General features: G+C 56.1%; 17 protein-coding genes. 10 read left to right on the forward strand and 7 right to left on the reverse strand.

All coding sequences use genetic code 11. The annotated features are described in order from the left end of the window. Positions 1–575: 575 nt before the first annotated feature. From CQ018_RS13770 to ilvA, 3 genes are all read left to right on the forward strand, one after another. Positions 576–1,391: a Bax inhibitor-1/YccA family protein gene (locus CQ018_RS13770; protein WP_105550594.1), complete on the forward strand. Its 816-nt coding sequence runs from the start codon at positions 576–578 to the stop codon at positions 1,389–1,391. 377 nt (positions 1,392–1,768) lie between these two features. Beyond that, positions 1,769–2,929, forward strand: a complete 1,161-nt coding sequence (locus CQ018_RS13775) for an AI-2E family transporter (RefSeq protein ID WP_105550716.1) — start codon at positions 1,769–1,771, stop codon at positions 2,927–2,929. A 57-nt stretch (positions 2,930–2,986) separates the two neighbouring features. After that, positions 2,987–4,237 (forward strand): threonine ammonia-lyase, encoded by a 1,251-nt coding sequence (gene ilvA, locus CQ018_RS13780; protein WP_105550595.1) that lies wholly within the window; start codon positions 2,987–2,989, stop codon positions 4,235–4,237. A gap of 167 nt (positions 4,238–4,404) precedes the next feature. On the opposite strand, the gene greA is transcribed toward ilvA, so the two are convergent. Both greA and CQ018_RS13790 read right to left on the reverse strand, forming a co-directional pair. Then, complete coding sequence (greA, locus tag CQ018_RS13785; RefSeq protein WP_105550596.1) at positions 4,405–4,899, reverse strand: transcription elongation factor GreA; 495 nt, start codon at positions 4,897–4,899, stop codon at positions 4,405–4,407. Between the two features lie 247 nt (positions 4,900–5,146). Further along, entirely contained in the window at positions 5,147–5,548 is a 402-nt protein-coding gene (locus tag CQ018_RS13790) for a DUF4307 domain-containing protein (RefSeq protein ID WP_181149900.1), read from the reverse strand. 113 nt (positions 5,549–5,661) lie between these two features. Between CQ018_RS13790 and mca the strand changes: the two genes are divergently transcribed. The 3 genes from mca (at position 5,662) to CQ018_RS13805 (ending at position 9,317) form a co-directional block, all read left to right on the forward strand. Beyond that, positions 5,662–6,579 (forward strand): mycothiol conjugate amidase Mca, encoded by a 918-nt coding sequence (gene mca, locus CQ018_RS13795; RefSeq protein ID WP_258142619.1) that lies wholly within the window; start codon positions 5,662–5,664, stop codon positions 6,577–6,579. Positions 6,580–6,658: 79 nt separating this feature from the next. Then, positions 6,659–6,898, forward strand: coding sequence for a hypothetical protein (locus CQ018_RS13800; RefSeq protein ID WP_146111914.1), 240 nt, complete (start codon positions 6,659–6,661; stop codon positions 6,896–6,898). A gap of 265 nt (positions 6,899–7,163) precedes the next feature. Then, positions 7,164–9,317 carry a thioredoxin domain-containing protein gene (locus CQ018_RS13805; RefSeq protein WP_105550600.1) on the forward strand — a complete coding sequence of 718 codons (2,154 nt, stop codon included), beginning with the start codon at positions 7,164–7,166 and terminating at the stop codon, positions 9,315–9,317. Here the strand turns inward: CQ018_RS13805 and CQ018_RS13810 are convergent. Further along, a complete protein-coding gene (locus CQ018_RS13810; RefSeq protein WP_105550601.1) occupies positions 9,314–10,024 on the reverse strand; it encodes a hemolysin III family protein in 711 nt (236 codons plus the stop codon). The two genes, CQ018_RS13805 and CQ018_RS13810, sit on opposite strands and share 4 nt — an antisense overlap. A gap of 136 nt (positions 10,025–10,160) precedes the next feature. Between CQ018_RS13810 and CQ018_RS13815 the strand changes: the two genes are divergently transcribed. Further along, positions 10,161–10,958, forward strand: coding sequence for an isoprenyl transferase (locus CQ018_RS13815; protein ID WP_181149901.1), 798 nt, complete (start codon positions 10,161–10,163; stop codon positions 10,956–10,958). A 337-nt stretch (positions 10,959–11,295) separates the two neighbouring features. Further along, on the forward strand, positions 11,296–12,627 hold the full coding sequence (locus tag CQ018_RS13820; protein ID WP_105550602.1) for a PhoH family protein: 1,332 nt from the start codon (positions 11,296–11,298) through the stop codon (positions 12,625–12,627). Between the two features lie 67 nt (positions 12,628–12,694). On the opposite strand, the gene CQ018_RS13825 is transcribed toward CQ018_RS13820, so the two are convergent. Continuing rightward, on the reverse strand, positions 12,695–13,537 hold the full coding sequence (locus CQ018_RS13825) for a hypothetical protein (RefSeq protein WP_105550603.1): 843 nt from the start codon (positions 13,535–13,537) through the stop codon (positions 12,695–12,697). Positions 13,538–13,674: 137 nt separating this feature from the next. On the opposite strand from CQ018_RS13825, the gene CQ018_RS13830 reads away from it, so the two are divergent. Together CQ018_RS13830 and CQ018_RS13835 are read left to right on the forward strand one after the other, a co-directional pair. Further along, positions 13,675–14,193: an A24 family peptidase gene (locus CQ018_RS13830; protein ID WP_258142620.1), complete on the forward strand. Its 519-nt coding sequence runs from the start codon at positions 13,675–13,677 to the stop codon at positions 14,191–14,193. Positions 14,194–14,248: 55 nt separating this feature from the next. Beyond that, positions 14,249–14,719 (forward strand): NUDIX domain-containing protein, encoded by a 471-nt coding sequence (locus CQ018_RS13835; RefSeq protein ID WP_105550604.1) that lies wholly within the window; start codon positions 14,249–14,251, stop codon positions 14,717–14,719. A gap of 90 nt (positions 14,720–14,809) precedes the next feature. Here the strand turns inward: CQ018_RS13835 and CQ018_RS13840 are convergent, their stop codons facing one another. The 3 genes from CQ018_RS13840 to CQ018_RS13850 all read right to left on the reverse strand — a co-directional run bounded on the left by CQ018_RS13840 (position 14,810) and on the right by CQ018_RS13850 (position 18,792). Next, positions 14,810–16,480: an MDR family MFS transporter gene (locus CQ018_RS13840; RefSeq protein WP_105550605.1), complete on the reverse strand. Its 1,671-nt coding sequence runs from the start codon at positions 16,478–16,480 to the stop codon at positions 14,810–14,812. A 36-nt stretch (positions 16,481–16,516) separates the two neighbouring features. Next, positions 16,517–17,218, reverse strand: coding sequence for a TetR/AcrR family transcriptional regulator (locus CQ018_RS13845; RefSeq protein ID WP_105550606.1), 702 nt, complete (start codon positions 17,216–17,218; stop codon positions 16,517–16,519). A 161-nt stretch (positions 17,219–17,379) separates the two neighbouring features. Beyond that, positions 17,380–18,792, reverse strand: coding sequence for a class II fumarate hydratase (locus CQ018_RS13850; protein ID WP_105550719.1), 1,413 nt, complete (start codon positions 18,790–18,792; stop codon positions 17,380–17,382). Positions 18,793–18,891: the final 99 nt, after the last annotated feature.

Genomic DNA, 18,891 nt, shown 5'->3' on the forward strand with positions numbered 1-18,891 from the left:
CGTTAAAGAGTTCGCCCCCTACCCCCTATGTTTCATAGTTGGGGTAGGGGGCGAACTCTTTAACGTCGATATTCTTAGTCTGCCCACAAATTGCCCACACTTTGCCCACGTTTGCCCATACTTCCACTAATTCCACCGCATGAGTTTCCGCATAAGTTCAGGGTTTTTGGTGTAAGCTAGCGGACTTTAGAGGTTTCGAGTCCCACTGGGGGTACCAAAAACAAGGCTCCTACTTCCCTGTAAACACGGGGGAGTAGGAGCCTTTGCTGTATCCAAAACGCTTGGCTTGTCTGGCTATTGCCCACAGCGTGCGTGGAAAAATCTTTTCCGCGGCTTTCACAAGGGGTTTTCGGGAGTGGCGACGTAGGGTGCAACTCTATGAAACTGCCATGAATTTCGTAGGAACTCGATGAACAACTCTGGCTGTGCCGACTAAATAAGGGCCAATCTTGCCCTAAAACAGCACTTCGCGCGGGTTCTTGAGAAAAATATGCAATATTGGGGATTTTTCGGTACATCTGATTCGTTAGACCAACGTAGGCTATTAACTAACAACCCTACTGAGGAGAAATATAATGGCCCTGGGCGGAAACCCGGTCTTCAATTCCAAGAACTATCGCGAGCAGACCCGTGCGGCCGGCCCCGCGGGTGCCGCGCCCACCACTTACGCACAATCCGGCATGAGCACACAAGCTCTGCAGGATATGTACTCGCAGCCTTCGGCATCACCGATGCAGACCGGCCGTATGACCTACGCCGATGTCATCAACAAGACCACGCTGACCCTCGGGTTGGTCGTCATTGGTGCTGTCGTCGGCTGGCAGGCACCCATTCTGATGCTTCCCGGTGCCATTATTGGCCTAGTCCTCGGGTTGGTTAACTCCTTCAAGCGTGAGCCATCCCCGGTCCTGATTCTGCTCTACGCGGCATTTGAGGGTCTGTTCTTGGGAGGCCTGTCGGCATTCTTCGAAACCAAGTGGGAGGGCATCGCGGTTCAAGCCGTGCTGGCAACCTTCTCGGTCTTCGCCGTGACTCTGGTGCTTTACCGCTCGGGTAAGTACCGCGCCACCCCGAAGATGACCAAGATGTTCATGATTGCCATGATCGGCTACGGCCTGTTCTCGCTGCTTAACTTCATTCTGATGCTCACCGGCGTTGCGGGTGGAACCTTCGGCATGCGTAGCGGCATCCTAGGCTTGGGCATTGGTATCCTCGCCGTGCTGCTGGCAACCTACGCACTGGTCATGGACTTCACCTCGATCTCCGAAGGTGTCCAGCGCGGCGCCCCTGCCAAGATGGCTTGGGCCGCGGCTTTCGGTCTCACGGTGACGCTCATCTGGCTTTACGTTGAGATTCTGCGCATTCTGGCTATCTTGCGTGGCGACGACTAGTCAATCTGATGTAAAACTGCGGGGCAGTATCCATTTTTGGGTACTGCCCCGCAGTTTTTCTGCAATATGTGCGTCATCTATGTCGCACCTTGTTCTTCCAAGGGATACCGTATGTTCATGAGTTTGATCGTCAGTACCACCGGAAAGACCGCAGGCAGTGCCATGTCTGTAGTCTCGCAACCCTCGGTACTCGACACGAAACAGGAACTGGTGGGATCGTGAAGTTCCCGCACCTGTTCAACCAAAAGACCGGGGCAGAGACGGTTAAAGGTGTCCAAGCCTTGGGCGCAAAGCTCTTTCCCGGGCAGCCTGACGAAACCGAATCACCCGAAGCGATAGCCGCCGAAAGCACCAATGAAGTGACGCAGGCCGAAGACATGCCGTATGCGGTACGCATTGCAGCTTCCTGGGCATGGCGCTTGATCCTCATTGTCGTGGCCCTTGGCATTGCAGTCTGGTTACTCTCACAGGTTTCGCTACTGGTAGTGCCACTGATGATTGCGGCGCTCATCGCCGGATTGCTGAGCCCCATAGTCCATTTCTTCAATAGACGATTACGTCTGCCCAAGGGCTTATCAGTTGGCATCACCATGATTGCGTTCCTCGCTGTTGTCATTGGGGGACTCTCACTTGTAGGACAACGCCTAGCAACAGGCTTCTCTAGCTTGTGGGCCCAAGCTGTCACGGGTATTTCACAGATCCAAGATTGGCTTGCCAATGGACCGCTGGCCCTGAGCAATGAAGACCTAGACGTATTGATCCAAGATGCCTTGAATCAATTGAAGAACAACTCCTCAAGCATTGTCTCGGGAGCCCTTTCGTGGGGTACGACCCTCGGCCACCTCGTGGCGGGCCTGTTGCTGGTGCTATTCTCACTGATTTTCTTGTTGCTTGATGGTCCACGCATTGGCAAGTTCTTCATCAATATTCTTCCGCGCCGGGCTCGTCCGGCAGCCGAGGGAGCGGGGCGCCGCGGCTGGGCCTCGATGGTGATCTATGTACGGGTCCAGCTCTTTGTAGCTTTCATTGATGCAGTTGGCATCGGGGTTGGGGCACTGATCATCGGTGTACCACTGGCCCTACCGTTGGGCGTGCTGGTCTTCATTGGCTCCTTTATCCCGGTCATCGGTGCCATGGTCACCGGCGCTGTGGCAGTACTGTTGGCACTCGTGGCAAACGGACCGGTCAACGCGCTGATCATGTTGCTCATCGTGCTCTTTGTCCAGCAGGCAGAATCCCATATTCTCCAACCCCTGATCATGGGTAAGGCGGTCAGCCTACATCCGCTAGCCGTGGTCATGGCGGTTGCCGGAGGCTCCATGGTCGCCGGGATCCCCGGTGCACTCTTTGCCGTCCCGCTGCTGGCCATCGCCAATACCGTGGTGAAATACATTTCAAATCGAGGGTGGGAAAACGATCCCGACCTTTCGAATCCCACTCGAATTATCGAGCCGGTCCGTCACCCGGAACCGGCTCCCGCCGACCTGGACGGTGAAGAACCAAACCCCGGTTCGCACCAACAGCCAGCACGGCCCTAACCAAGAAATAATCCCATTTAGAATTCGCGTCATCACGCCCCTTGAGAAAGTCGTTCAATGATCCAGCAGACCAAGCTCCCGGTAAGTCTCTCCGACATCGAACATGCACAAACCATTCTGGAGGGAGTCAGCGTACGCACCCCGATCGAGCACTCGCGTGCGCTGTCCTTGGCCGTTGGCTCCGAGGTTTACCTTAAATGTGAGAACCTGCAGCGTGCCGGTTCCTTCAAAGTACGCGGAGCCTACGTTCGGATGGCGTTGCTCTCCGAAGAGGAGCGCGCACGCGGCGTAGTTGCTGCATCAGCAGGAAACCACGCGCAGGGCGTTGCCCAGGCCGCACGCCGATTGGGCATCAAGGCCCGAATCTACATGCCATTGGGTGTTGCCCTGCCCAAGCTCACCGCAACCCGTGATCATGGCGCAGAGGTGATCCTGCACGGTCACAACGTTGATGAGGCCCTTGCCGAAGCCGAACGCTTTGCCACGGCCTCCGGAGCGGTATTTGTTCACCCCTTCGATAATCCGGACATCATTGCTGGACAAGGGACCATTGGACTAGAAATCCTTGAACAGCTTCCAGACGTTGATACCGTCCTGATGGGTGTTGGTGGCGGTGGGCTACTTGCCGGGGTGGCAATAGCTATCAAATCCAAGGCCGCAGAAATGGGCAGGGACATCAAGGTGATTGGTGTGCAGGCAGAAAATGCTGCAGCCTACCCTCCCTCACTTGCAGCAGATGCACTGGTGCCATTGGATACTGTACGTACCATCGCCGATGGCATTGCCGTAGGTCGCCCCGGCCAGCTTCCCTTCCAGATCATCAAGGAACTCGTCGATGATGTCGTGACGGTCTCCGAGGACGGGCTGGCACGTGCGCTAGTCTTCCTGCTGGAGCGCTCCAAGCTCGTGGTGGAGCCCGCTGGTGCCGTGGGAGTTGCTGCGCTCCTCGAAGGCAAGCTCGAAGAGCTGGGCCTAAACCCGGCCAAGACAGCGGTGATCCTCTCCGGTGGCAACATTGACCCGCTGCTGATGCTCAAGGTCATCCAGCGCGGTCTCTCGGCCGCGGGGCGCTACCTTACGGTGCGCATGATGCTTGATGATCGTCCAGGTGAGCTGGCAACGATTTCTCGTGTCATTGCCGAATCCGATGCCAACGTTACCCGTCTTGATCACACCCGTGTAGGCGGTTCATTGTCCATGGGAGACGTAGCAATCACCATTGATATGGAAACTAAGGGTCACGCTCATTCGGAACAGGTACTCAACAACCTTCGTGCCGAAGGTTTCCAGCCAATGATCATGCAGTAAAAGTTCAGCGCACAAGCTAGCCGGTGTTTCACCTTCCTTGCTGGGAAAAGAAACACCGGCTACTTCTTGCCCTTTTTACCGAAGGTTAAAGTGTTGATGGGGGTTTCCGCGCTAGCGGAAACCCCCATCAACAACCGGTGCCAAGAGTTCGTCGTGGCAGAAAGAAATTAAGCGCTATAAGGCTTGCAAGAAACGATCTCAACGAGAATTTCCCTGCCGTTCGGAGCGGTGTAGGTGATCTTGTCACCCGACTTGGCGCCGTGGACGGCACCACCGATCGGGGACTGCTCCGAGTAAACTTCCAGATCCGAGTCGCCTGCTACTTCGCGGCTACCGAAGAGGAACGTGGTCTGATCCCCTGCGATGATTGCTTCAACGAGCATGCCAGGCTCGACAACTCCGTCATCGGCAGGAGCTTCGCCAACGTGGGCGCGACGCAGTAGATCCTTCAGGTACGTGATACGTGCCTCGGCCTTGCCCTGTTCTTCCTTGGCTGCGTGGTAGCCACCGTTTTCCTTGAGGTCGCCCTCGGAACGAGCCTGCTCGATGCGGTCGACAATTTCCGCACGGCCCGGACCCGAAAGGTGCTCAAGCTCGGCATTCAGACGGTCGAAGGCTTCTTGGGTCAGCCAGATGACTGGTTCGTGGTTGGTGGTAGTCACGGTGGTACTCCTTGTGTAATCAGGGCGGTTGATCCTGGATTGGAGCAACGTGCCGAGACGGTCCCTGCCGATGATGCGACGAACATCTTGCAAGCAAAGACCCCGCACAGATGGTGAAGAACTTCGTCCGTCACGATCTGCAGCGGGGCGTTAACGTATTAGAAAGATATTAGCCCTCGATGAGCATTTACCCAAGAGTTTGAGCTTTTGGCGTACCCGGCGAGTCGCTTATTTACGAGCGAATTGATCAGTTGGTCTTGATGATTTTGCATTCTTCAACGCCAACAGTGGTGGCTAAGGATTCTGTCCGAAGCGTGACATCAAATTGTTGAGTCACTTTGCCCTTGCCTTCGGTTGGACCGATGGTCAGAGTCTTCCATCCAACAATTGCGTACGATTCATTCAAGGCACGGATCTCGCATTGCGCAGTATCCTTGGCATCCTTGGTGATATCAACCAGGGTCCAAGCCTCGGTGGGAGAGATGACCTCAAAGGAGTTGTCCTTGAACTCAACTTTGCTCATCGTCGCCCAAGCGAGGTAGAGCGCAAAGAGGATGCCGAAGGCCAAACCACCGATAATGAGGTTTCTGCGAGTTTTTTTGCTAAGACTCTTCTTGGGCGAACCGTACCTATTAGTTAAGCTGGACAATGGCGCCTCTTTCAGAATCGTGGGCGTCGCGGCCGGGGAGAAAGCATCTCTACCAGTCTAAGCCTTGGCGCAGGGAATCCCTTTACCGAGCATATGAAGTTGGAGTTATACAGGTGCAAGATCACAACGAAGAGCTAATCGCCCCGTCTCAGGGCCTGCGTTTGCTGGCGATCCATGCCCACCCGGACGATGAATCATCAAAGGGATCGGCAACCATGGCAGCTTACGTTGCCGCCGGCGCACGGGTCATGGTCGCCACCTGCACCGGAGGCGAGCGCGGGGATATCCTCAACGCTGCAGTCGGCGAGCTCGCTCATGCCCACCGTGACCTAGCCGGAGTACGTCGCACCGAAATGGCCGAGGCCGCAGCCCACCTGGGGATTGAACATCGTTGGATGGGTTACGTTGACTCTGGTCTGCCCGAGGGAGACCCGCTTCCGGAACTTCCCTTTGGTGCTTTTGCTCTGATCCCGCTCGAAATTGCTGCGGCACCCATGATCAAGCTGATCCGTGAATTCAAACCTCATGTGATCATCGCCTATGACGAAAATGGCGGGTACCCACACCCTGATCATATTCAGGCGCACAAGGTTGCCGTCTACGCTTTTGAGGAAGCAGCCAAGGCCGAAAGCTCACCTGAACTTGGTGAGGCGTGGGAGACTTCAAAGTTTTACTACGACCGTGCTTTTGCTCCGGAACGCTTCCGCGCACTGCACTACGCAATGCTTGAGGAAGGCATTGATTCTCCCTACGCTGAGCGTATTGCCGAATGGGAAAAGCACCCGGACGAGCAAATGTTTGGGTGGGTTTCGCCACACAAAACCACAACTCAGGTTAATTGTGCTGCGTTCTTCAAGACTCGTGACGAGGCGCTGAAGGCGCACCGAACTCAGATTGATCCCACGGGTTTCTTCTTTGCCGTGCCCGAAGCGATCTACGCCAAGCACTGGCCCTGGGAGGATTTCACCTTGATCGAGTCCTCGGTTCCCACGGAGCTGCCCGAAACCGATTTGTTTGCCGGTCTAAGATAGATACTGTGCCGTTGTTCCCGGCAGTCAACTTTTAGAAAGAGCTTCGCGCGTGTATTCGTTCCTGCTGTATGCAGCATCCGTGTCACCTTCCCCGATTCCCGAAATCTCCGAGGACGCTGCTCGGTCCATCGGTCCGGGTTTCGTGGGCTTCGTGGCAACGGCAGCCCTTGTCATTGTCACCATTTTCATCATCCGCGATATGACTCGACGTATCCGCCGGGTTCGTTACCAGGGCGAGGCCGAGGCACGCCAACAAGAATTGGTGGAGCGCGGCAAAGATATCCAGCCCGATGAGCCCGGCGATAAGCCAGCTCACTAAGTAGGCTGATGTTGGCGCCGGTCAAGTCCAAGGCGCCAACACAAAGTACTGCTAAGCGTTACTTCTTAAATCTTATGGGTCGAAAATCTTTTAAGATGCTCGGGCCTGCGCTTTGAGCGAGCCCAAAAATTCTTGCTCGTACCGTTGATGAGCCTCTGATATTTGCGGTTTCCGCTCTTGCGCTCACATGACGTGTGTGAAACACCAACCGGGGCAGGACCACAGAAGGCACTATTAGTGCCACCTGGTGGGGGAGACTTGGAGCATGGGACAACGAATCGCTTCAAGTGCCTCCGCCTATTTGCGCCAACACGCCCACCAACCGGTGGATTGGTGGCCCTATGGGGACGCGGCATTTGAACACGCGAAGGCACGCAATATCCCCGTGTTCCTTTCGATTGGCTACGCTGCCTGCCACTGGTGTCACGTGATGGCAGCAGAGTCCTTCGATGATCCGCAGGTCGCCGGCTACCTCAATGAAAATTTCGTACCCATCAAGGTGGACCGCGAAGAACACCCAACCGTTGATCAGACCTATATGGCGGCAACTCAAACCCTCACCGGTTCCGGTGGTTGGCCCATGAGCGTATTCACGCTACCCGATGGACGCACCATCCACGCGGGCACTTACTTCCCACCTAAGCCACACCCCGGGCAGCCATCCTTTAGCCAAGTGCTCGAGGCGGTACACGATGCATGGGTCAATCGTCGGCCGCAGCTTGAGGAACAGGCAACAGCTCTTGCCACCCACCTGGGCTCGGTAGCCACGGGACAAGCAAAAATGTTCTCCCGCAAACTCCCGTTGCCCACCAGCGAAAATCAGGTAAGGCTCGGGCCTGTGATTGCCACGGCCATTGAAAAGCTCGGCAGCTTAGAAGATCCAACTGGAGCCTTTGGCCCGGCTCCAAAGTTCCCACCTTCGCCGGTGTTGGACTTTTTGCTGCGTGCCGGACTCGGAACGGGGCCCGCGGCAACAGCCGCCACAACGTTAGCCAACAGAACACTAAATCTGATGGCCACCGGTGCACTTGCCGACCAGATAGAGGGTGGATTCGCCCGCTACTGTGTTGATGCGCAGTGGAAGATCCCACACTTTGAAAAAATGCTGTATGACAATGCCCAACTATTAAGCATTTACGCTCGCGCCGCGGTGCAGAGCCCGCGGGCGGTCGAACGTGAACTCTTTAGCAGGGCGGCCCGCGGCATTGGCAACTGGCTCAGGGCTCGGATGCTCTTACCCTCCGGCGGGCTGGCCTCCTCGCTTGATGCCGATACCGTGATGGAAGATGGAAGTCACCGTGAGGGTGCAACCTACACCTTCACGCGCAGCGAAATCGAAGAAATTATTACCGATAAGACAAATGCGTTCTGGGAACTTTGGGATGGTCGAGCAGCGGAAGTCAGCGATGGTCAAGAACCAAGCCTGAGCATTGCGTTGGGCAAGGTTCCAAACCTTGAGCAATGGGCAGAACTTGATCTGGCATTTGAAAAATTGGCGACAGTTCGTCAACAAAGAATCCAACCTGCGCGAGACGAGAAGGTGGTTGCCGGGTGGAACGGGCTAGCCATTGCCGCGCTTGCCGAAGCCTCGGTATTACTTGATGAACCGGAATTTCTGGAGCTTGCCACGGGCGCTGCAGAATACCTGTGGGCTACCCATTGGGATGCAAAGCGCTCAGTACTCTTGCGGGTGAGCTATCAAGGTCAAGCGGATTTGCAGAATATCGGTGTGCTTGAGGATCATGCATCTGTGGTCTTAGGGTTCCAAGCTCTTGCCGTCATTGGTGGTGAGCAACGCTGGCTTGAGCGTTCACACGAGCTTTTGGATGGCACCGTGGAACGTTTTGTCTCAGCGGCAGGGCCCGTTGACGCACCCAGCGGAGACCCACGTGTCTTGGCAAGCCGCGCCGGTGCCCTGACTGCAGAAGCTCTTGATGATGCGGTTCCTGCGGCTAGTTCCCTGCTTGCCGCGGCCTTGCTTGCCCGTGCCGGAATGCGCCAAATCATGGAAAGTGGATTCGCCGGGCAGGGGAATGAAGCTATCAATGCGGACCTAGAGCTGGTTCGAACCCTCATTGGTTTTGTGCCTGCCATTGCGGATAGGGCTCCGCATGCGGCGGGTAGCGCACTGGGAGTTGCGGTGAAATTTGTGCGTGGTTCCACCTCCGAATTAGTGATCGCTGGAGGGCGCACCGAGCAACGTCATGAGGCAATGCGCCTCGGGGTGCTGGCTGGAATTGCGCAGCTAGGGAACCTAGCGGCCCCGGTGAGCCTGGCTACGAACTATCCGACAGGGCCCGCTGAAGGGCTGCGAATATATGTGTGTCGCGGCGGTGTGTGCCATATGCCTGCCAATAGTCCGGCGGAGCTGATCCAACTCTTGGTCCCAGGCCTTGAAAATCTCGAGGCCATGCACTAACGCTGGCTCACCACAGCCAGCGTGATGGCAATGTAATGGCAAGCGAATCCGGCAACCGTCAAAACATGAAAAAGTTCGTGAAAACCAAACCATTGAGCATTGAAGTTGGGGCGTTTGAGTGCGTAAAAAATTGCTCCCAAAATGTAGAAGGCACCGCCCACGCAGATCATTACGGCGGATACCGGACTTGCCGCGTAAAAATCTCCGATGAACAGTAGTGCTGCAAGTCCCAGGAGCACATATACGGGTGTGTAAAGCCAGCGCGGTGCGTCGGTGTAGAACACCCTGAAGGCAACTCCGGCCACGGCCCCTATCCAGATGGCAATCAATAAGAATGTTGCCTTGCCCGCTGGCAATAGTGCCCAAGCCAGCGGGGTGTAGGAGCCGGCTATCAGCAGCATGATATTTGTGTGGTCGAGGCGTTTGAGCACACGTTTGACTCTTGGCGACCAGTCGCCTAGGTGATAAGTCGCGCTAACAGTAAATAGTAGGAGCCCGGTAAACGCATAGATGGCGCTGGTTATTTTTCCGGCTCCGGCCGGTGCCGAGGAGATCAATATGATTCCTGAGACCAGTGAGAGCGGAACCATTGCTGCGTGAATCCAGCCGCGCAATCGTGGTTTTATTTCGGTGATCGGCGTCGTAGATGAAGACAGTGACGGGTGTGTGGGACTGCCGCTGCCCTGGGGGTGCGCTTCCTTGATCATGCACAAAGCCTAACCTACGTTGCGGTAGGTTACTTGTTAGTAGGCAGGGTTTCTTAGTAACTTCACACGCTGGGAGCCGAGTCTTGCCACCTAGTGGCCCGCGCAAAAGGTAGCGTTAAGGATCAGGGTATCTCAAATGCGGTACCGTCCAAGTTCAAAGCGGGAGTATGCGGTGGAATTACCGGGTTTCGTCTATCGTCTCTATGAGCGGCAGATCCGACGTTCACTGAGCCCGGAAAAACTGCCAACACATATTGGTGTTCTCGTTGATGGAAACCGGCGCTGGGCAAAACTCGCCGGCGCCACCACCGCAACAGGGCACCAAGCGGGTGCCGACAAGATCCTAGAGTTCTTGGATTGGTGCAAGGAACTAGATATCAATCTGGTGACCCTCTATATGCTTTCCACCGACAATATGAATCGTTCGAGTCAAGAACTCGACGATCTGATGGGAATCATCGCCAACACCCTCGAACGCCTGGGCGAAACCAAGGCGGTACGCGTTAAGCCCGTGGGTGCCTTGGAACTGCTCCCAGACTATTTGGCAAACAAACTACGCGAACTAGAAGCCTCAACTTCAGGGATTAACGGTGTCCACGTCAATGTTGCGGTCGGTTACGGTGGACGCCGCGAAATCGTTGATGCGGTCAAGGCATTGCTGCTCGAAGGCCAAGCAAAGGGACAAAACGCGGCGCAAATCGCCGCGACACTGGATCCGGACGAGCTAGCCAAACACCTCTACACCAGTGGACAACCGGACCCGGAACTTGTCATTAGAACCTCCGGAGAACAACGACTCTCCGGGTTCCTCACTTGGCAAAGCGCATACTCCGAATTTTACTTCTGCGAAGCACTCTGGCCAGATTTTAGACGCGTTGATTTTTTGCGTGCACTACGTGATTTTGCCGATCGTCAGCGGCGCTTCGGATCCTAAGCTATTTCCTTGGCTATTCTCTCACCGGCTTGCTGGCCGGATAACCGTGGCTGCTGCCCAACCACCGGCTAGCATCGGGGTTTCCAAATGTTCATCCAGAAGCCGGTCACTGGTCATAAAACACTCGTGACTAGTGTCTTGTTTGGGCGTAGGTTGGTTATAACGGCCTTGTACCTTCAAGGTCGGTAGGGGCAACTCCGAGAGTAGGACGGCGGGAACAGCATCCAATGGCCACCATGCTCAGAAGCCCGATCGCCGGTTTTCGCCGTCCAACCCTTAGTGCCCCAACACTCACCCGCAATAGCTGCGGGGAACAACACCTCGTTGGGAGTCACAAATGGCAGAGAATTTGGAACAAAACGCGGTTCTAGACGTGCAAGAAGCACGCACCTTTGTCCTAGACACCTCGGTGCTTATCGCCGATCCACACGCCATGCTGCGCTTTGCCGAGCACCACGTGGTGCTCCCACTGACAGTCATCATCGAACTTGAGCACAAACGCAACGATCCAACCCTTGGTTTTTTCGCCCGCGAAGCACTGCGCACGCTCGATGAGATGGGAAGAAACGGTGGAGGGCTGGCGTCCTCGATGCCTGTTGGGAAATCCGGCGGAACCGTGCGGATCGAGGTCAACCACATTTCTCCCGAAGTACTACCCGCGGGTTTCCGGAACTCGGATAATGATTCAAAGATCCTTGCGGTAGCCAAGTCGCTGCTCGACGACGGAGTCGATGTTTGTCTCGTCTCCAAAGACCTGCCGATGCGCATCAAAGCTTCGGTCATGGGGCTGGCAGCAGAAGAATACCGTAATGAATTAGTTGCCTCCTCCGGGTGGACAGGTATTGCGGAGTTGAACGTTACCGAAGAAGATATGAGCGCCCTCTATGCCTCCGAATCCTTGGAACTCCCGGAGCTTGCCGAACAACCCTGCAATACCGGAATGGTCATCCATTCTCCCCGGGGCTCTGCTTTGGGTCGAGTGGATCGAAACCACCTGCTTCATCTGGTTCGTGGAGACCGTGAAGCATTTGGGCTACGTGGGCGCTCCGCCGAGCAACGCCTAGGCCTTGATTTACTGCTGGATAAGGACGTGGGGATCGTATCGCTGGGAGGGCGTGCTGGGACGGGTAAATCGGCGTTGGCACTGTGTGCAGGACTCGAAGCCGTCATGGAACGCCGCGAACACCGCAAAATCATGGTTTTCAGGCCGCTCTACCCGGTAGGAGGTCAAGAGCTTGGCTACCTGCCCGGTGCCGAATCGGACAAAATGAATCCCTGGGCTCAGGCAGTTTTCGATACCCTCGGCTCGGTGGTGTCAAAGAACGTCATAGACGAGGTGCTCAGCCGCGGCATGCTTGAAGTCTTGCCGCTGACTCATATCCGCGGGCGGTCGTTGCACGATGCGTTCGTGATTGTTGATGAGGCGCAGTCACTGGAGCGCAACGTGCTTTTGACAGTGCTCTCCCGCATTGGGCAGAACTCAAAGGTTGTGCTGACTCACGACGTGGCTCAACGCGATAACCTTCGGGTGGGACGCCGCGATGGTGTCTCTGCGGTTGTTGAACTGCTCAAAGGACATCCGCTTTTTGGTCATGTCACCTTGACACGTTCGGAACGATCGGAGATTGCGGCCCTGGTGACCGAGATGCTCGAAGAAAAATTTAGTTAGAGTCTCGTGATTTGGGTGCTGAAGCAACCACGGATCGGCACCCAACTACCACTCGATGAGTCAGCTTTTAGCTCTGATGGCGACCGGGCGGGTGCTTTTCTTCCGATACCGGCCACACAGGAGCTTGCCGCACATCGGAGAGCTGGGCAGTGGGCTGGGTGAACAGCCCATCGATCATGTATCGATCCACGGCAATGATTTTCACCTTTTGCACACTTCCAGCGCCGGCACCGGTAAGCACCGTGCGCTGGACACAAATACCGGTTGCCAGATCAATGCGTAGCCGGGTGGTTCCTTCGGCCAAGAGTGGGGAATGAGTAAAGACCGGCGCATAGGAGTGCCCGCGTGAAAGGTCGGCTTCCAAACAGGGCCGTCCAGCCTCATCGGTCATCTGATTCAGCGTATGAATAATGCTTGGATGCGGGAACGCGAGGTCTGCTGGGCCAGGAGTAAAGCCGGCAATCTCCACCGGATCAAGGAAGGCATTCCACTTGCTAACAGGCATCAGCTCGTTCACATAGGCCGCTTCCGGGCGGCGAGAGACAAAACCATCTTCTCCATAGACTGGAGCCAACAATTTGGGCGGCAAGAGCCACGATTTTCGGTTGGACATCAGAAAAGATGCTGACTTTGAATCATTGATTGAATCGGTGCGGAACACGACATTTCCATGCTGATCTTCAACCCGAACCGCGTTGGGCCGTCTAATCAACACGGATAATGGTGCGCTCGTCTCCACGGCCTTCACACCGGCTGCGTTCTTGGTGAGGCTATGTTCGCTGATCTTTAGCTCAATGGTGTCCCACAACCATGGCGAAGAGCGTGCAAGACGTCGAAAAGTGCCCATAAGTTCTTTGCTCGGAGCCTGATCAGGGTCCGGAAAAACGGCTGCGCCATTGAGCTGATCCATGCTTTCAGTGTAGCGAGGAATGCTGGCGAATAACCCAGTAGCGAGGCCATGCCACAGTGGCTGCCGTCCCTGGCGTATTTATCCACATTCAGGTTCCGGTGTCCCAGCGGCGGGGCATAGCGGCGTAGGGTGTTCACATGCCCGAACAAATCATGGGTTGGTTAACTGCCTCGACCATTCTAGATCTGCTGGCCGGCATCTTGGTCAGCTGTGCATTGGCGCTATTCCTGATCAATGGTGTCCGTTTATCAATCATTGATCTCCGCACTCGATTGTTGCCCAACGCGATTATCTTTCCATGGTTTGTTTCTTCTCTCATCCTGCTCGGTGCTGCGGCACTATGTGCCGGGGAGCCCGAGAGGCTTCTACGGTCGTTAACCGGTGCGGGGATTCTTTTTGGTGGTTATTTACTGGTGCATTTTCTGGTTCCGGGCGGCATGGGTTTAGGAGACGTGAAACTCGCCGCGGTGCTAGGACTCTATCTAGGATTCGTTTCGTGGGCACACCTTTTTATCGCGACAGTTCTTGCCTTCATTTTGGGAGCAGGTGTCTCGGCCATGTTGCTGCTGAGTAAGCGGATGAACCTGCGTTCCTCGGTAGCCTTTGGCCCCTTCATGTTAAGTGGTGCGGCAATTGCTGTGACAGTGAGCTTCTAGCAGTTCGATACGGCAGTGATTCGTCTGGCATTGCCGCTCGTGACAGGATTACAGTATGGCAACCCCGGAATTTATTCTTCAACTGCGTAGCAAAATTGGCACCGACCCACTCTGGCTTCCCGGGGTTAAAGTAGTGCTGATCCACCAAGAACGCGTGCTATTGGTGCGTCGAGCAGATAACGGTAGATGGACGGTCCCGGCGGGGATCTTAGAACCCGGTGAAGAACCCGCGCTTGCCGCGGTTCGAGAAGTCTTTGAGGAAACCGGGGTGCATTGCAGTATCGATAGATTACTTGGGGTGGCAACCACCGATGAGGCCATCTATCCCAATGGGGACCGCGCTCAGTATTTAGATGTTGTCATGAGTGCCACTTATGTGGGTGGCGAAGCAAGAGTTAATGATGATGAGAACCTCGAAGTTGCTTGGTTCGAAATTAACGACTTGCCATCGGTTCCGCCCAAGCACCTCCGTGCGATCCAATGGGCACAAGAGCCAAAGAACGAAGGCCACTTTATTTCTGAATGATTTATTTCTGAACGACAAAATGCCCCCGATACTTGTCTCTCCTTGAGGAGAAAACAACCTCGGGGGCATTTTGCTAAGCCCTCAAACTAACTATCGTTGCTGAAACGAATCGCTTGAGTCTTCTTCAGCTGCTGGGGCAGAATCCTTGCCTGCGCGGGCAACTTGTTCCATGGTGAGGGCTTCTTCTCCACCAATTGCTTCGCCACGGGCCACCATGCCTGCGGTATCGGAGAGCTTGACCTGCTTGAGGAACAACGCCAACACAAATGAGATCAGGATGAACGGGATCAAGTACCAGAACACCGGAGCCAATGAATCGGCATAAGCGGTCACAATGCCCTCACGCACGGCCTCGGGAAGTTGTGCCATGGTCTGCGGATCAAGTGTTGCCGTGGCATTGCCAGCCTCGCTGGCGCTGGCCCCGGCGCCGGTGAAGACCTCGGTAAGGTTCTCGGAGAGCCGGTTGGTAAACATGGCACCAAAGATGGCAACACCCAGCGAGGCACCGACCTCACGGAAGTAGTTATTTGTGGAGGTTGCAGTACCCACCATTGAAGGATCTACTGCGTTCTGTACCACCAGCACCACAACCTGCATGATCAGACCCAAGCCTGCGCCAAAGACGAAGAGGTAGATGCAGATCAGCCACAATGGGGTGGTTGCCGAGAGTGTAGTGAAGGCCAGCATGGCAGCCGCGGTGACCAAGGTTCCGGCGATCGGGTAGGCCCGGTACTTTCCGGAGTTGCTAATGGCGATACCCGACCAGATGCTGGTACCCATCATGCCGACCATCATCGGGACCATCAGCAGACCGGAGACGGCCGCCGAGGTGCCCGAGGACATCTGCAAGAAGGTAGGAACGAACGCGATCGCCGCGAACATGCCAAGGCCCAGGGTGAAACCAATGGCAGTTGCATTGATGAAGATGGGGTTCTTGAACAGCGCCAGCGGAATGATTGGATCTTGTGCGCGAGCTTCAACAATCACAAAGAGCACGGCGGCGGTGAGCAGGCCCAGGCCCCAGGCCCAGGTCTCAATCGCGCCCCAGCCGTGGTTCTTGTTGCCGCCGAAGTCTGTGAAGAAGATCAGACAGGTCGTGGCGATGGAAAGTAGCAGAACACCAAGAATGTCGATCTTCTTAGTTGCCTTCTTATTAGGCAGGGTCAGTGCGAACCACGCGATGATGAAGGCGCCAATGCCAATGGGGATATTGATGTAGAAGGCCCACTGCCAGGTCATGTGGTCAACGAAGAAGCCGCCCAGCAAGGGGCCGGCAACCGCGGAAAGACCAAAGATAGCGCCCAGCGGGCCCATGTATTTACCGCGCTCGGAGGCCGGGACGATATCGGCGATGATGGCCTGTGAGAGGATCATCAACCCGCCGCCGCCCAACCCCTGCATGGCGCGGAAGAAGACGAACATCCAGAAGGTGCCGGAGAACGCGGCTCCCACCGAAGCAAGAGTGAACAGCGCGATGGCGATCAAAAAGAGGTTGCGTCGGCCTAATACGTCACCGAATTTGCCGTAGATGGGCATCACAATGGTGGTGGCCAGCAGGTAAGCGGTGGTGATCCACGCTTGGTGTTCGACGCCGCCGAGCTGTCCCACGATGGTGGGCATCGCGGTGGAGACGATGGTCTGATCAAGGGAGGAGAGCATCATGCCGGCGATCAGCGCGGAGAAGATGATCCAGATCCGCCGCTGGGTCAGCAGCAGCGGTGCGGGTGCCCCGGCGGGCCGGGACGCGGTGGAAGTAGACATCGGGGGGAGTTTTCCTTGAAGTTGGGAAACGGGCAATTATGGTGAGGGTGAACGCGGCACGGAAGGCTCGGGGGCTTGCGCCACCGTGGTGAGTTCCTGACCCAGCAATACCTGGGCTTGTTCCATGACGGCGAGGAATTCTTCGCCCAGCGTGGGCCCCTCGGGGGATTGCAGGTAGCGATCGATGGCACGCATGGCAGCAAATTGCAGGGTGTGTAAGGCCAAGGCAATGCCGTCATGTGTGGGGTCAACGCCCTCACGTTTGGCAACCATTGCGGTGAATTCGGCCTGACGTTCAGGACCTAGTTTCATCATGCGTTCGAGCAGTTCGGGCTCGCGGTGCAGGATCGTAAAGAAGCCCTGCGCTCCGCGGATCTCTTCATCGTCCAGACGTAGCTGTTCGAGCGCCAGGCTCACCAGATCTGTCAACAGGGTGGGGGAGATCCCCACGGTTCCGGCGGGGCGGGCATTCATGAAACGTTCCAAAGCGTCCGCCGGTATGCCGTCCTCCGCGTGGCCAAAGACCGCGTCGAGTTTGGTGCCGAAGTAGTTGAAGAAGGTGCGGCGGGAGATACCGACGCGGGCACAGAGCTCTTCAACTGTGAATCCTGCGAAACCGTGCGCGGCCGTCAGTTCGCGTGCGTGACGCGTGATGGACAGCCGGGTTTTGAGCATTCGTGCGCTGAGCGTTGGGGGAGTAGGTGGAACGTTCTCCACGCTCTTTGCACTGTTCGTCATAGAGTGCAGTTTTGCACTAATGGAGCAACGGTGCAAGTCTTGTGTTTTGCGTCACCGTCCAGGACGGCAACGCTGGATGATTAATGCATATGGCGTCGTGGCTTGAGACAGAATTTCTGCCGCACACCACGACGCCATATCGACGCGGGGCCGGGGCGTCCCTAGTGTTTCCCGGTCATTGTTGTGACATCGAGTAACTCATCGAGCTGCGCCTCGGTCAGCTCACCGCGTTCAACGAATCCCAGAGCCACGGTCGCCTCGCGAACCGTGAGCCCGTCGGCTACTGCCTTCTTAGCGATCTTTGCTGCATTCTCATAGCCAATGACCTTATTCAACGGGGTCACGATCGAGGGCGAGGCCTCGGCCAGGAAACGTGCACGTTCAACGTTCGCGGTGATCCCCTCAACCATTTTTTCCGCCATGACACGGGTTGTATTACCTAACAGCCGGATCGATTCGAGAAGATTCGAGGCCATCACCGGGATGCCCACGTTCAACTCGAACGCGCCATTGGTACCGGACCATGCGATGGCCGTGTCATTTCCAATGATCTGGGCTGCAACCATGATGGCCGCTTCGGAGATGACGGGGTTGACCTTGCCCGGCATGATCGAGGACCCCGGCTGCAAATCCGGGATGGCAATTTCACCCAGACCGGTGTTTGGGCCAGAGCCCATCCAGCGCAGGTCATTGTTGATCTTCATCAGTGAGATCGCGATGTTCCGCAGCTGTGCCGAGGCCTCAATGAGCCCGTCCCTGTTGGCCTGAGCCTCAAAGTGGTTCCGCGCCTCGGTAATCGGTAGCCCGGTGTCATCGGCCAGCAGTTTGATGACCAGTTGCGGGAACCCTTCGGGGGTGTTGATCCCGGTTCCCACCGCGGTGCCACCCAGCGGTACCTCGGCAACCCGCGGTAACGATGCCAGGATACGTTCGATGCCATAGCGCATCTGGGCGGCATAGCCACCAAATTCTTGACCCAGGGTGACCGGGGTGGCATCCATCAGGTGGGTGCGCCCGGATTTCACAACATCCTTGAATTCTGCGGCCTTGGCATCAAGGGAGGTGGCAAGTTTCTCAAGACCCGGGATCACATCCCCTAGCAGTCCCGCTGTCGCTGCGACGTGCACCGAAGTGGGGAATACATCGTTTGAGGACTGGGAGGCATTGACGTGGTCGTTGGGGTGTACAACGGTTTGTGACCCCTGCTCACTCAAGGCACGGGTTGCAAGTTCGGCAAGGACCTCATTCATATTCATATTTGACGAGGTACCCGAACCCGTTTGGAATACATCGATGGGGAAATGAGCATCATACTTATTTGCCGCGACCTCGTCCGCTGCTGCAACAATCGCCGCAGCCCGCTCGGTATCCAAGACCCCCAGCTCAAGGTTGGCACGTGCTGCCGCCTTCTTCACCAAGGCAAGAGCGCGAATATGGGTCGATTCAAGTTTCTTCCCAGAGATGGGGAAGTTTTCTACTGCACGTTGAGTCTGTGCCCTATACAGCGCAGCTGCGGGTACCCGAACCTCACCCATGGTGTCGTGTTCAATGCGGAAGTCAGCTGAATTATCCATAGCACCCACGCTACGCCCGCATAAGTAGAAAAGGCAGGTGGTCATGCAATTGGCGAAACCGGGAATAGAAAAGCAATGGTGTCCATCGGGAATAATTTC

Source organism: Arthrobacter sp. MYb227 (genome assembly GCF_002975435.1).
GTDB lineage: Bacteria > Actinomycetota > Actinomycetes > Actinomycetales > Micrococcaceae > Paeniglutamicibacter.

Bases quoted from the DNA above. Each gene is read 5' to 3' on its own strand.
- CQ018_RS13770 (WP_105550594.1), top strand. From the start codon at position 576: ATGGCCCTGGGCGGAAACCCGGTCTTCAATTCCAAGAACTATCGCGAG.
- CQ018_RS13775 (WP_105550716.1), top strand. From the start codon at position 1,769: ATGCCGTATGCGGTACGCATTGCAGCTTCCTGGGCATGGCGCTTGATC.
- ilvA (WP_105550595.1), top strand. From the start codon at position 2,987: ATGATCCAGCAGACCAAGCTCCCGGTAAGTCTCTCCGACATCGAACAT.
- CQ018_RS13805 (WP_105550600.1), top strand. From the start codon at position 7,164: ATGGGACAACGAATCGCTTCAAGTGCCTCCGCCTATTTGCGCCAACAC.
- CQ018_RS13810 (WP_105550601.1), bottom strand. From the start codon at position 10,024: ATGATCAAGGAAGCGCACCCCCAGGGCAGCGGCAGTCCCACACACCCG.
- CQ018_RS13815 (WP_181149901.1), top strand. From the start codon at position 10,161: ATGCGGTACCGTCCAAGTTCAAAGCGGGAGTATGCGGTGGAATTACCG.
- CQ018_RS13820 (WP_105550602.1), top strand. From the start codon at position 11,296: ATGGCAGAGAATTTGGAACAAAACGCGGTTCTAGACGTGCAAGAAGCA.
- CQ018_RS13825 (WP_105550603.1), bottom strand. From the start codon at position 13,537: ATGGATCAGCTCAATGGCGCAGCCGTTTTTCCGGACCCTGATCAGGCT.
- CQ018_RS13830 (WP_258142620.1), top strand. From the start codon at position 13,675: ATGCCCGAACAAATCATGGGTTGGTTAACTGCCTCGACCATTCTAGAT.
- CQ018_RS13835 (WP_105550604.1), top strand. From the start codon at position 14,249: ATGGCAACCCCGGAATTTATTCTTCAACTGCGTAGCAAAATTGGCACC.
- CQ018_RS13840 (WP_105550605.1), bottom strand. From the start codon at position 16,480: ATGTCTACTTCCACCGCGTCCCGGCCCGCCGGGGCACCCGCACCGCTG.
- CQ018_RS13845 (WP_105550606.1), bottom strand. From the start codon at position 17,218: ATGACGAACAGTGCAAAGAGCGTGGAGAACGTTCCACCTACTCCCCCA.
- CQ018_RS13850 (WP_105550719.1), bottom strand. From the start codon at position 18,792: ATGGATAATTCAGCTGACTTCCGCATTGAACACGACACCATGGGTGAG.